We start from the raw sequence: 12,502 nt of genomic DNA, 5'->3' as shown, positions 1-12,502 counted from the left end.
TAACTGGGGAAAAGCGTGGCAAGCACCAAAACGGGGTTACTTAATTTTGTTGATATAGGCGTATTGCTTGCTGTTATTGGAACAACATACGTGTTTTACGCGACACCAATTATTGATGAAGCGGAAAAGGTTAACAAAGAGAATGCGGTTGCACAGTTTCAGCGAGTGGTGATGTTAGCCAGGGCACAGTGGATAAAGACTAAGCAAGATACCGTGCTTATTTACGAAACTGAGTTTGACGCTGGTGGCAAAGTTAAACAGCACAAAGATGTGGCGGCAGAGCTATACATTAATGAAAAAGGCTGGCCCGAAGGACTTGAAAAAGAACAGGGGAATGCGTGCGAATACATGCTGACACTTGCAACCTTAAGAGAAGGTGAAGCGCTGTCAACAGTGACTGTAAGCGACCAGTATGCAAACGGTCACTTACAATGTGCATTCTTTTGGGGAAAAGAGATTTGGTTTGAATATAACGCTGGTAGCGGCGTTGTCAGGCAAAGAAACAGTTGATTAAACGGCGGCACAATTCGCCTTTATCGTCATCAAGGAGATGTTATGAACACCAAACAACAAGGTTTTACGCTAATCGAGCTGATAATTGTTGTAATCATTCTAGGGTTGCTTGCGGCCACAGCATTACCACGCTTTATTGATGTTACTGATGAAGCTCGTGAAGCAAGTGTTGAAGGTGTTGCCGGTGGTTTTGCAGCCGCGGTAGGTCTTGTAAGAGCGCAGTGGGAAGTTGAAGGCCGTCCGAGTGGAAACAATGGAAATGGGAACGGCACTGTAGTCACTTACGATCAAACGCAAGTAGGGGTAGACGGCACCATTGGTTACCCAACGGGAAGCTCTACAGGCAACACACTTATTTCTACAGTTAACGACACTGAATGCAAAAACGTATTTGACCTAATTCTTCAGTCAGCACCAACAAACACAACGTCGACGAACGACACCGTTGTTGCTGATTTCAGATATGCCGTTCGTGAGGACGACTCAGGTGCAAATACACTTTGTGTTTACTACTTAGTTGAATCTATGGGTTTACCTAATAGCTCAGCACCGGCAGACGGAACGCCAGACGGTACAACGTACGACGGTTTCACTTACAACCCAGCCACTGGCCAGGTTACTGTTTTTTAATTAATACCTAGGAAGTTTAATTATGCAAAAAGTATCAACACAACAGGGTTTTACCCTAATCGAGTTAATCATTGTAATTGTATTGCTGGGTATCCTAGCGGTAACCGCAGCACCTAAGTTTCTGAACCTTCAAGATGATGCGCGTGACGCAACGCTTGAAGGAATTAAAGCCTCTCTTCAAACCTCGGCGTCGGTTGTTAATGGTAAAGCTTTGATCAACGACGTTTTGGGTACCACAGACACACCAGTAACGTTAGATGTTGGATCTGATAACGTGACTATTGTAAACGGGTACCCGCAAGCGACTGAAGATAATATGGCAGCATTGCTTGATATAGATGCTGCAGACTTTGGTACAGAAGAGATTTCAGCTTCGAACTCTGTGTTAGTTTATGCAACCGGATTCAGTGATTACTCTTCGACAGCACCTACAGAAACTGAGGCACCTTGTTCAGTAGAATACTTTAATTCTACTGGTGAAGGTGTACGCCCTGTAATTAAAGTCAACTCTTGCGTTCAGTAATGTGAAGAAAAACGGTTTTACACTAGTAGAACTTATTATAACTATATTGGTTATTGGGGTGCTGGCGGTAACCGCCGCACCTCGCTTTCTTGGTAACGATACGGAAGAAGCTATCGCCCTTCGCGATCGCACACTTCAAGTTGTTCGTAACATGCAGTTTCGTGCTATGCAAAATGTGCAAGACACTAGCTGTGTGAAAATAACCGCCACAATCATTGCCCCTCCCGCTGGCCACGATTGTGCAAACGCTCTTTCTACCGCTTTTGATGCCGATCAGGTAGTCGATGCATCAAGCACCGACTTTACTTTTCAAACGGCCGATGAAAATGGCGATAGCTTTTCTCAAATTCAGTTTGATGGGTTTGGCAGGCCGCGAAATATCGCGTGTTCAACGAATTGTAGAATTCAAATAAGTACCTTTGCCATGTGTTTACAAAGCGAAGGGGCAGTTTATGCGTGCTAGGGTTGTGTTGCCTGTACATAGGAAATGCGTGAACGGCTTTACCCTGTTAGAGCTGGTGATTGGCATTGTTGTATTTACGATTAGCCTTACCGTAGTACTATCGCTTATTGTCCCGCAAGCTGAACAAACCGCAGAGCCATTTCGTCAGGTGAAAGCGGCGAAGCTAGGGCAGTCTTTAATGAACGACATTCTTAGTCGCTCTTATGATGAAAATAGCGACCGAAGCCCACCATTTGTCACCTGCGTCGATAAACCTAATCCGTCTAATGCCAGCGATAATCTGTGTTCCGGCGCTTTGGGTCCGGACGCTGGTGAAACCTCCGAAGAAGCTTATGACGATGTAGATGATTACAACGGTTATACAGTAAGTAATGCTGGCGGGAATTATAATGGCTTTGCATACAGAGTAAATGTTACTTATGACTCTTCAATTGAGTCAGACTTAAACAAAAGAGCACCAAAACAATACAAGCGTATCGATATCGCGGTCACAGCTCCAGACGGCCAAGTTTACAACTTCAGTGCTTATCGAGGGAGCTATTAATGTCCCTACCAAAAGCAAGACGCCAACGTGGTTTTACACTTATAGAGCTTATCTTAGTGATCACTATTTTAGGCGTGATTAGCGTATCCGTGGCACAGGTTATTTCTTTAAGCGCACAAATCTATATAACTGGCGCAGAGCGTACCCGACTTGTTTCAGATGCGCGCTTTATTATTTTGCGATTGGAAAAAGAACTTCGAAATATTGTGCCTAACTCGGTCTCTTTTGACGCTAGTTTAGGGTGCTTGACCTACTATCCAATTGTCATGAGCGGTACATATACCGCAGACCCTTTCGATGACAAGCTGCATTCCGTAGTGTTTGAAATGGAGGCTCCTACAGCGGACGATAAATTAGTTATTTACCCAACGAGTCCGCAAAGTGTGATTGACAACAGCGTAGACTATAATGGATTTACCGTCGCCACCGATGACGAAGGCAATGATTTGGATCACCAATACCTAATTGAGTTAGGGACGGAAAACACTCAATCGTCTCCAGGGAAGCGTTTTTTTGTGTTTAACGAAAACCCAGTGTCAGTGTGTAAGGAAACAACGGCGCAGGGTGAGACTTTGGTCCGCAGAGATGGAATGAGTTCAGGTATTATTGCAACGAATGTAAGTAGCTGGAGTGCAGATGTAATAACGGCAAGTTTGCGCCAAAATGCTTTGGTCAAATTAGACTTGACGCTCATCGGTAATGATGACGAGACGTTGGCTTTCTCGCACGAGGTACACTTCCCCAATGTTCCCTAATAGACAATTTACTTTATCGCCTTCTCGCACCCTATCAAAACAACGTGGCTCTACCACTATTGTGGCGATCATTATTAGCATTGTACTTCTAGGACTTGGCATTGCGTTGTCTAATCAGATTTCATCAAACATACGTCAGCAATCCATTGAATATTATGGTGCTCGCGCCTATTTAGCAGCGCAGAGCGGGATGGAAGTTGCGGTTTCCGGGTTAGTTGAAATCCAAGACCGAACATGCCCTTATCAGACCGAAATAATTTTTACAACAAGTGGTCTTAAAAACTGTAAAGCGGACATAGAGTGTATAGGTCCTGCAGTAGCACCAGAACCGGAAGTTACCTCTAATGCAGTGGAAGTCTACTTGCTGACATCGGAATCTAGTTGCTCTGCGGGACAAATAGAAACATCGAGGAAAGTAAGCGTTGAAGTAAGGCAGGAACAATAATGAACTTAAAGTCTATTTCGCTGTTTTGTTTGTTTCTAACGTTATATGTTGCACCCCGGGTACTAGCCGTCCCTCAAATCGAAGGCAGGTTCATCGAGCTTCAAAACACCTACAATAAAGCAGAGTGGACAACCATTAGCTTTTCACAGGTATACGACGAGCCGCCAGCGGTGTTTATGCTGTCTACCAATCAAGGTAGCAACCCAGCGATTGTCAAAATTCGCAATGTTACCCGCACAGGTTTTGAAGCGCTGCCCCTTGAGCCTTCTGGAGAAGATGGTCCACATATCACGATGGGAGCACATTACTTAGCGATTGCGTATGGCGTTCATGAATTTCCTGACGGTGATATTGTTGAAGTCGGTAAGATGGAGCTCGGAGGGGGGACTATTCAGGCATCGACAAGCTCTCCTTGGTATGAACCTAACGGCCCCTTGAAGGTGGGCGAAGAAAATGCGAGATATGCTCGCGTTTCACTTGAAACTGATTTTGGTGAACAGCCTGTTTTCTTTCACTCTATTCAAACGTTAAATAACCAAGTTGACGTTAATGGAAAGAAGCCACCCAACGAACATTTGTTACCGTTTCTAACTATTGCAGCAAAGTATGAAGCACCGTCTTATTTTATGGCGTTGGAAGCGTCTGAAACAGATTATGCGCCAGTTACACGCAATGAAACGGTAGCTTACATGGCGACAACAGAGGGATTCAATCGTAGATTTTTCGATGACAATGGTATTGAAGTGGTTTGGGAAGCCGATTTTGCCGACGTACGCATACAGGGGTGGGACGATGGTTGCTTTCGAAATGACTTTAAAAATAACTATGCGCAAACTCCTTTGGTTGCAGCCAGTAAAATAAGTAGAAACGGCGGCGACGGCGGTTGGCTTCGCAGCTGCGGCGTAAACAAAAATAGGCTTGGACTGCGTGTAGATGAGGATAGAAGCTTAGACTCTGAGCGCAACCACACTGAAGAAGACGCTAGCATTCTGGCTATGACTTCAGAGTTTGTGTTTAGTGGTGAAGTTCCTAGTTGTGATGACGCCTTTCCTGGCGCGGTTGCCGCTTTTAGTGGTTCCGCAATTTCACTCGCAGCTGGTAGCCGAATGATTGATGAAAATGCAGGTGTGTTGTCAGCACAGCAGTTTATCACCGACGCTACAAGTGGATCTGCAGACTACCCAAAATGCGGACAGAACCCTGTCGACTGTACCGTGAACAACACAGATGCGCTTACCGACTCACAAGCGAGAGCGATACCAACAATTACCATTGACGATAGCGGCCCAGAGATAGCAGAAGGGGATTTAGCGGGGGATTATTATTTTAACCGTCAACTGGTAACCATGGCGGCGGGTAACTACAACGTAATTGCACCCACGCGAATTTATGTTTCTGATCCGGGGGACAATATTGGTGGCGTGGCTACAAAGTTCACCATGGTGAATGCAAATATCACTGTCGCTGAAGGGGCTTATCTCGCTATTTATGTCGACGGAGATGTGGTCATCGATGGCTCAAACCCCAACGCATTGGTTTTAGCAAAAGGTGAAATAACCTTTGCCAATGTGTCTGAAGGCACATTGAGAGGCCGCTTTACCGCGGGAGGAGGCGTTGGCTCACCTGCTACTCTGAGGGTGACGGCTAATGAAGTGCCAAACAATATTCCTGGCATCTGCGGTCGGGAAGTTATTGAAGTACTGAATCACTATCGTTTTGAACTAGCTGATAACAAGGGTAGTAGCTGCGCCGCGAAAGAAGTTACCCTAAAAGCCTGTGCAGACGTCAACTGTGATTTACTCTACTCCCAGCCATCTACAGTCAACTTAGTGCCCGTTAATAGCGGTAACTATCGATGGTCGCCTGACGACAGCGTAACGTTTATCGGGCAGACCTCGCTAACACTCGATAGCCTAAGAGGCGCAGATCCTGAACTTGCTACTTCGGGAGAAAATCCATCTTCTCAATTGCGTTGCTTTATCGGTGGTAAAGAAGTGAATTTAGGTAGCTGTAAAATAAAGTATGAATCCGACGGGCTGGTGTTTAAGAATATCACTGATGATTCAGAAACCATCGTTACTCAGCTTTCTGGTAAGCCTTCAGACACTGGCTTTAACAGCAAGACCTATGCTATCGAAGCATGTGGGAATTCTGACACGCTAAAAAATCAAATTGTCGATGTTGAATTAAATTATAACTGTTCTAGTTCGAGTAATTGTTCTAACACCCTACTGCTTATCAATAACGGTAATGAACATCAACTGGGGCTAACCCCACGCACCTTTCCTATTCAATTTGATGCTGACTCGCGAGCTGCCTTTACAATTCAATACCCAGATGCGGGAGAGTTGTCGTTGTCAGCAGACATAACAAATCGAAGCGGTATTGCAGGTTCTTCTAATACTTTTAAAGTGCGTCCGTTCGGCTTTGCTATGAATATCTTAAATGATAGCGGCACGAGCTCCAATCTTAACGGTTACGCGAATAGTGCGAATGGTTCGCTGCTCAAACTGACAGGGGAAGACTTTGTCTTAGGCTTGCGAACAGTACAGTGGGTCGATGGTGAAGACAGTAACGACGATGGAATACCAGATAACTTTGCAGCACTGGAAAATAATAATACCGCGGAGCATTTTTCAGGTAGCGCGTTGTTAACACCCTTAAATATACTTCCTAGTGGCGGCGCAACGGGTACATTGAGCGTGCCCAGTGTTTTATTTAGCGACGAAGGTAAAGTTAACGTTGGTATTAATTACGATGAGGTAGGTACAATTTCCATTGCGGCACAGAGTACTTATTTGTCAGATACCACCGTGCAAGGGCTGGTGCAAAATGTTGGGCGTTTCGCACCTTCTAATTTTGCCTTGAGCGGAAGTGTTGAAGCAGCATGTAACGTCAATGGTGCATTTAATTACTTTGATCAACCCATTAGCGAAGTAAGCTTCTCGCTAACCGCACTTAACCAAAATGGCAGCCGCACCACAAACTACTACGATGGTTTCGATAAACTGATCAATATCAGCTTACAAGTCGAGCACGGCACAAGCTTGCTAAATAGGCTGGAAAACATTAATTCAATAAGTTGACCGCAAAATGCCAGTGCTGGTCTTATTTCATTTTCTGACAACGATATCGTATTTAGTCGCCTTGCTGATAACAGCGTAGATGGGCCTTACCTCGAAGCACACATTGCGCTGGTGGCAGACCAAGCACAAATTGAGGGCGCAAACTTCAATGGACTTTCTTGTTCCGGTCAGTGCGTTGATGATTTTGGTGATTCAATCAGCTTCGCCTACGGTCGTGCAACGTTGATAAATAACTACGGTGCAGCCGACGAAGCACTTTTGTTACCGCTTCGCACTCAATATTGGGACGGAAATAATTGGCGAATTAATAAGTATGACAGTTGTACGGCTTATGATCACGACAACGTGAATGACGAATCTGGTGAATTGGTTTCTTCGGGGGAAGAGTCGTTAAGTGAAGGAGCCTATAGAAATAGTGACGGAATACGCCTGTCATCACCAAACGGTGCTGGCAATTATCCTGTTAGTTATACGCCTGATGCTTGGCTATTGTGGGATTGGGATGGAGATGGCGAAGCTGATAACCCTCCAAACGCAACGCTCACGTATGGTGTGTATCGAGGAAACGACAATATCATTTACAAGCGCGAGCAAATCAATAATTAGCAAAGAAGGTTATCCGGTTTGGTCGTAATGCTGGTTGCGTAGCACACCGTAGTGGCGCCAACATAAAGAGATGTAAATTATTAGCAAATTGTTTTTGAACCTTCTAATTTTCACAGGGTCACTATGTGGGTCTAATTTTAAAATTATTTGGAAACGCGTGTGTGGTATCCCTTCTTGGGTAAAGCGCTAAAACTACTAAGCAAAAATGCAGTTATTTCGTCACTTAATTACAGCATTACTTGCCCAAAATAGCCCCCATTGTTAAAGTGTGCGAATAAATATCGACTTCACGTTAAAGCGTCGCCATCTCACCTTTGCAAATACGCGTTAACACAGAAACAGGAATACACTCTTCATGTTTAAAAAGCTTCGAGGCATGTTCTCTAACGATCTGTCCATCGACCTCGGAACAGCTAATACGCTGATTTATGTAAAAGACCAAGGTATTGTTCTAAACGAGCCTTCAGTAGTAGCTATTCGTCAAGAGCGCGCAGCAGGACCAAAAAGTGTTGCAGCAGTAGGTGCAGAAGCTAAGCGAATGCTTGGTCGTACGCCGGGTAATATACGTGCAATTCGTCCGATGAAAGACGGTGTTATTGCCGACTTTTACGTCACTGAAAAAATGCTTCAGCACTTTATTAAACAAGTGCATGACAATAATTTCTTGCGCCCAAGTCCTCGTGTATTAGTGTGTGTTCCTTGTGGTTCAACACAAGTAGAGCGCCGCGCAATTAAAGAATCTGCACTGGGTGCAGGTGCCCGCGAAGTTTATCTTATCGACGAGCCAATGGCGGCTGCTATTGGTGCGGGTTTACCTGTATCAGAAGCAACAGGTTCAATGGTGGTCGATATTGGTGGTGGTACAACAGAAGTTGCCATTATCTCACTTAACGGCGTAGTTTATTCATCATCTGTTCGTATTGGTGGTGACAAGTTTGATGAAGCTATTATCAACTACATTCGTCGTAACTTCGGTTCACTAATTGGTGAAGCAACCGCTGAACGCATCAAGCATGAAATAGGTGCTGCCTACCCAGGTGAAGAAGTGCGCGAAATTGAAGTGCGCGGTCGCAACCTAGCAGAAGGCGTACCTCGCGGGTTCACGCTAAACTCAAACGAAATTCTTGAAGCGCTTCAAGAACCACTAACCGGCATTGTTTCAGCAGTTATGGTGGCGCTAGAACAGTCTCCGCCAGAGCTTGCTTCAGACATTTCTGAGCGCGGTATGGTACTTACCGGTGGTGGCGCGTTACTTAAAGACTTAGATAGATTGCTAATGGAAGAAACGGGCATTCCAGTTGTTATTGCTGATGATCCGCTTACTTGTGTAGCACGCGGCGGTGGTAAGGCATTCGATATGATTGACCTTCACGGTGGCGACCTGTTTAGCTACGAATAAACAGGAAAGGCAACCGTAAGGTTGCCTTATTTGTATCATGGATACTATTTTTACCCGCGGCCCTTCGTTAAATAACAGGCTTACACTGGCGCTTGTGCTGTCGGTGATTCTGATATTTGTCGACCATAAGCTAGACGGTTTCAAATCAACGCGGGTTTATCTCAACTCATTAATGAGCCCACTTCAGTATTTAGCAAACCTTCCCGGTTTAATGCTAAATGAAAGTGCCCAGCGTCTTACCTCTCAAGAGCAATTGCTGGCCGAAAACCAGAAACTTAATAATCAGCTGTTGTTAATGAGCGAAAAGCTCCAGCAGTTCGATGTAATTGCAAAAGAAAATGCACAATTAAGAGAGTTACTGCAGGCACCTATTCGGGTTTCTTCTCGAAAAATGGTTGCTGAGTTAATGGCGGTGGATAAAAACCCGTATAGCCAGCAGGTGGTTATCAACAAGGGTGCGATAGACGGCGTATATCTGTCTCAGCCAGTTATTGATGATAAGGGCATAGTGGGTCAGGTAATGGAAGTTGGGTCTACAAACAGCCGTGTATTGCTGATTGCCGATGTTACCCACGCTATTCCTGTGCGATCTCTTCGAAACGATATTCGCTTTATCGCAACCGGAAGCGGCGCGCTAAACGAGCTGTATCTAGAGCATGTTCCTCACAGTGTCGATATTCAAGAAGGTGACACATTAATTTCGTCTGGCTTAGGAAAGGTCTTTCCAGAAGGTTACCCTGTGGCAAGAGTTTCACAAGTCGTCCGAGATGAAAGCCGCCCTTTTGCTCGTGTTATTGTCACACCTTTAGCAAACCTAGACAGGCTTCGACACCTATTGCTGTTATGGCACACGCCTGAGTCAGAGAGTGAGTCTGATGCTAACTCTACTGACGACACTGATAAGCCAGCTGTAAACGAGGAAGAATCTTCAGATGCGTAAACGTAACCTCGTTATATGGATTAGTTTGTTAGTTGCTCTGGTACTGCAAATTGTTCCGCTGCCCACTCAAGTAGATGTGTACCGCCCTGACTGGGTACTGGTTGTATTAGCATATTGGAGCATGGCACTGCCCCACAGAGTGAATGTGGGCGTGGCGTTTTTAACTGGTGTTGCTATGGATGTGCTTGTAGGCACAACCTTGGGCATTCATAGTTTCGGCTTAAGTATTTGTGTTTATATATTAGCGGCTAATTACCAAAGACTAAGAAATTACTCCGTTTGGCAGCAAGCCATTATTATCGGTCTACTATCGGCGCTATACCACTTACTTACATTTTGGGTGCAGCATCTACTGACTGATATTTATTTCCAAGTCGATTACCTGTGGCCGGTGATAACGTCAATGGTGTTGTGGCCGTGGGTATTTTGGCTGCTTCGACGCACGCGCAGACAGTTTTCAATTTCGTAACCCGAACACGTTCTCGATTAAACCAAAGGTAAGCCAATGACAAAATCGGTAGTGTTAGCGTCAGCCTCTCCACGACGCACCGCTTTGCTCAAACAAATGAACATAGCCCATACAATACAGCCTGCCGATATTGACGAGTCGCCCCGTGACAACGAGCCACCGATGGAGCTTGTCGCAAGGCTAGCCAGTGAAAAAGCCCAAGCGGTGAAAGCATACCTTGAGGATCAGCAGGCAATGACCGACGACAAGGTTATTCTGGCCAGCGACACGCTAATATCGTTTAACGGACAAAGTGTTGGCAAGCCAGAAGATAAAGCAGATTCTAAGCGCATTCTCACCATGCTTTCTGGTAAAACTCATGACGTCCTTACCGCTATTTGTGTACTTGATAAGGCTCAGCAACAGACTCAAGTAATTACCACATCTGTGACTTTTGCAGCATTGACGGATGAGCAAATTGACGCATACTGGGAAACAGGAGAACCTGCCGACAAAGCAGGGAGTTACGCTATTCAAGGTATTGGTGGTGAGTTTGTAGTTTCCATTAACGGCAGTGCAAGTGCCGTAATAGGCCTACCACTGTACGAAACCCGCCAATTACTTAATGCATTTGGACTGAATGAATTTGGAGTAGTATCGTGAGTGCTGAACTGCTTATTAACGTTACCCCGTCAGAGTCACGTGTGGCGCTTATTGAAAACGGAATACTGCAAGAAATTCACGTAGAGCGTCATACCAAACGCGGTTTGGTTGGCAATATCTATCGCGGTAAAGTTAGCCGTGTATTACCGGGAATGCAGGCAGCATTTGTTGATATCGGTCTAGAAAAGGCCGCCTTCTTACATGCATCTGACATTGTCATTCACAATGAAATTGCCGAAGAAGTCTCGGCAAGCCATATTCAAAAGCAAGACATTCGCGAGTTGGTGCGAGACGGTCAAGATATTGTGGTTCAGGTAGTGAAAGATCCTATCGGTACCAAAGGCGCACGCCTTACCACAGACATTACTATCCCCAGCCGTTATCTTGTATTTATGCCTTCGGTGACTCACGTAGGCGTATCTCAACGCATTGAAGAAGAAGCAGAAAGAGAACGCTTAAAGTCGCTGGTGCAAGAGTTTTGTGATGAAAACGGTGGCTTCATTCTGCGCACTGCGGCTGAAGGTGTGGGCAAAAACGAACTGCAGTCCGACGCAGCATTTTTGCGAAGGCTGTGGGATAAAATTCAGTCGCGTATGAAAAAGCGTAAGTCGAACGTGCTTTACGAAGACTTACCGCTAGCACGACGAGTGCTACGCGACTTTGTTGGTACAGAGCTCGACAGAATTCGTATCGACTCGAAACTATCATTCAATGAACTTCACCAGTTCACCAAAGAGTATGTGCCTGAAATGAACGGCAAGCTCGAATACTACCCGGGTGATAGACCTATTTTTGATTTATACGATGTGGAAAATGAGGCGCAGCGAGCCTTGGAACGCCGTGTCGATTTAAAATCTGGCGGCTACTTGATCATTGATCAGACCGAAGCGATGACCACAATCGATATTAATACGGGCGCTTTTGTTGGCCACCGGAACTTAGAAGAAACGATTTTTAACACCAATATTGAGGCGACGCAGGCAATTGCCCGTCAGTTAAGATTGCGCAACTTGGGTGGGATGATCCTTATCGACTTCATCGATATGATTGAACCAGACCACAAACGACGTGTCTTACACTCATTAGAGGTGGCGACGAACAAGGACAGAGCCAAGATAAATATTCACGGTTTTACTGCGCTAGGGCTAATTGAAATGACCCGTAAACGCACCCGTGAAAGCATTGAGCATATATTGTGCGGAGAATGCCCGGTGTGTAAAGGGCGAGGCACGGTAAAAACCATTGAAACCATTTGCTTTGAAATTATGCGTGAAATTGTACGGGTGAATCGCGCCTACGACGCAGACAAGTTTGTGGTTTACGCTTCACCAAAAGTGGCGGAAGCCTTAATGGGTGAAGAGTCTCATATGCTGGCAGAACTGGAAGTATTTGTGTCTAAACAAATCAAGGTTCAAACAGAAACATTGTACAATCAGGATAAGTACGACGTCGTCATGATGTAATGCATTAACGTATACAAAGGCAAA

12 protein-coding genes and 1 pseudogene are annotated in these 12,502 nt (G+C 45.2%); all 13 read left to right on the top strand.

Features of this window, described 5'->3' with window-relative positions; genetic code table 11:
* The first annotated feature begins 15 nt into the window (after window positions 1-15).
* The 13 genes and pseudogenes from MHN09_RS09395 to rng all read left to right on the top strand — a co-directional run bounded on the left by MHN09_RS09395 (window position 16) and on the right by rng (window position 12,478).
* Entirely contained in the window at window positions 16-510 is a 495-nt protein-coding gene (locus tag MHN09_RS09395; RefSeq protein WP_239240354.1) for a hypothetical protein, read from the top strand.
* A 45-nt stretch (window positions 511-555) separates the two neighbouring features.
* Window positions 556-1,143, top strand: a complete 588-nt coding sequence (locus MHN09_RS09390) for a prepilin-type N-terminal cleavage/methylation domain-containing protein (RefSeq protein ID WP_101563278.1) — start codon at window positions 556-558, stop codon at window positions 1,141-1,143.
* Window positions 1,144-1,165: 22 nt separating this feature from the next.
* On the top strand, window positions 1,166-1,666 hold the full coding sequence (locus MHN09_RS09385; RefSeq protein WP_014975389.1) for a prepilin-type N-terminal cleavage/methylation domain-containing protein: 501 nt from the start codon (window positions 1,166-1,168) through the stop codon (window positions 1,664-1,666).
* Between the two features lies 1 nt (window position 1,667).
* Window positions 1,668-2,129 carry a type II secretion system protein gene (locus MHN09_RS09380; RefSeq protein WP_239240351.1) on the top strand — a complete coding sequence of 154 codons (462 nt, stop codon included), beginning with the start codon at window positions 1,668-1,670 and terminating at the stop codon, window positions 2,127-2,129.
* Window positions 2,119-2,673 carry a prepilin-type N-terminal cleavage/methylation domain-containing protein gene (locus tag MHN09_RS09375; protein WP_239240349.1) on the top strand — a complete coding sequence of 185 codons (555 nt, stop codon included), beginning with the start codon at window positions 2,119-2,121 and terminating at the stop codon, window positions 2,671-2,673. Before MHN09_RS09380 ends, MHN09_RS09375 begins: the two co-directional genes overlap by 11 nt.
* Window positions 2,673-3,428, top strand: coding sequence for a type II secretion system protein (locus tag MHN09_RS09370; RefSeq protein ID WP_239240347.1), 756 nt, complete (start codon window positions 2,673-2,675; stop codon window positions 3,426-3,428). The genes MHN09_RS09375 and MHN09_RS09370 overlap by 1 nt, the downstream gene beginning before the upstream one ends.
* A complete protein-coding gene (locus MHN09_RS09365; RefSeq protein ID WP_239240345.1) occupies window positions 3,418-3,873 on the top strand; it encodes an agglutinin biogenesis protein MshP in 456 nt (151 codons plus the stop codon). The genes MHN09_RS09370 and MHN09_RS09365 overlap by 11 nt, the downstream gene beginning before the upstream one ends.
* Window positions 3,873-7,565 (top strand): annotated as a pseudogene (locus tag MHN09_RS09360) (H-type lectin domain-containing protein). Before MHN09_RS09365 ends, MHN09_RS09360 begins: the two are co-directional and overlap by 1 nt.
* Window positions 7,566-7,920: 355 nt before the next feature.
* Window positions 7,921-8,964 carry a rod shape-determining protein gene (locus MHN09_RS09350; protein WP_014947909.1) on the top strand — a complete coding sequence of 348 codons (1,044 nt, stop codon included), beginning with the start codon at window positions 7,921-7,923 and terminating at the stop codon, window positions 8,962-8,964.
* Window positions 8,965-9,001: 37 nt separating this feature from the next.
* Window positions 9,002-9,904 carry a rod shape-determining protein MreC gene (gene mreC, locus MHN09_RS09345; RefSeq protein WP_239240339.1) on the top strand — a complete coding sequence of 301 codons (903 nt, stop codon included), beginning with the start codon at window positions 9,002-9,004 and terminating at the stop codon, window positions 9,902-9,904.
* Window positions 9,897-10,373 carry a rod shape-determining protein MreD gene (gene mreD / locus MHN09_RS09340; RefSeq protein ID WP_061093985.1) on the top strand — a complete coding sequence of 159 codons (477 nt, stop codon included), beginning with the start codon at window positions 9,897-9,899 and terminating at the stop codon, window positions 10,371-10,373. The genes mreC and mreD overlap by 8 nt, the downstream gene beginning before the upstream one ends.
* Before the next feature lie 36 nt (window positions 10,374-10,409).
* On the top strand, window positions 10,410-11,015 hold the full coding sequence (locus MHN09_RS09335; protein WP_239240337.1) for a Maf family protein: 606 nt from the start codon (window positions 10,410-10,412) through the stop codon (window positions 11,013-11,015).
* Complete coding sequence (rng, locus tag MHN09_RS09330) at window positions 11,012-12,478, top strand: ribonuclease G (RefSeq protein WP_014947913.1); 1,467 nt, start codon at window positions 11,012-11,014, stop codon at window positions 12,476-12,478. Before MHN09_RS09335 ends, rng begins: the two co-directional genes overlap by 4 nt.
* Window positions 12,479-12,502 lie beyond the last annotated feature (24 nt).

The organism is Alteromonas sp. MmMcT2-5, from assembly GCF_022348315.1.
In the GTDB taxonomy this organism is placed as follows: Bacteria; Pseudomonadota; Gammaproteobacteria; order Enterobacterales; family Alteromonadaceae; genus Alteromonas; species Alteromonas macleodii.
Note: the sequence above shows the minus strand (reverse complement) of the source record. Positions and strands in the feature narration are given on the sequence as shown.

Bases quoted from the DNA above. Each gene is read 5' to 3' on its own strand.
- mreD (WP_061093985.1), top strand. From the start codon at position 9,897: ATGCGTAAACGTAACCTCGTTATATGGATTAGTTTGTTAGTTGCTCTG.
- MHN09_RS09390 (WP_101563278.1), top strand. From the start codon at position 556: ATGAACACCAAACAACAAGGTTTTACGCTAATCGAGCTGATAATTGTT.
- mreC (WP_239240339.1), top strand. From the start codon at position 9,002: ATGGATACTATTTTTACCCGCGGCCCTTCGTTAAATAACAGGCTTACA.
- MHN09_RS09335 (WP_239240337.1), top strand. From the start codon at position 10,410: ATGACAAAATCGGTAGTGTTAGCGTCAGCCTCTCCACGACGCACCGCT.
- MHN09_RS09350 (WP_014947909.1), top strand. From the start codon at position 7,921: ATGTTTAAAAAGCTTCGAGGCATGTTCTCTAACGATCTGTCCATCGAC.
- MHN09_RS09375 (WP_239240349.1), top strand. From the start codon at position 2,119: ATGCGTGCTAGGGTTGTGTTGCCTGTACATAGGAAATGCGTGAACGGC.
- MHN09_RS09365 (WP_239240345.1), top strand. From the start codon at position 3,418: ATGTTCCCTAATAGACAATTTACTTTATCGCCTTCTCGCACCCTATCA.
- MHN09_RS09385 (WP_014975389.1), top strand. From the start codon at position 1,166: ATGCAAAAAGTATCAACACAACAGGGTTTTACCCTAATCGAGTTAATC.
- MHN09_RS09370 (WP_239240347.1), top strand. From the start codon at position 2,673: ATGTCCCTACCAAAAGCAAGACGCCAACGTGGTTTTACACTTATAGAG.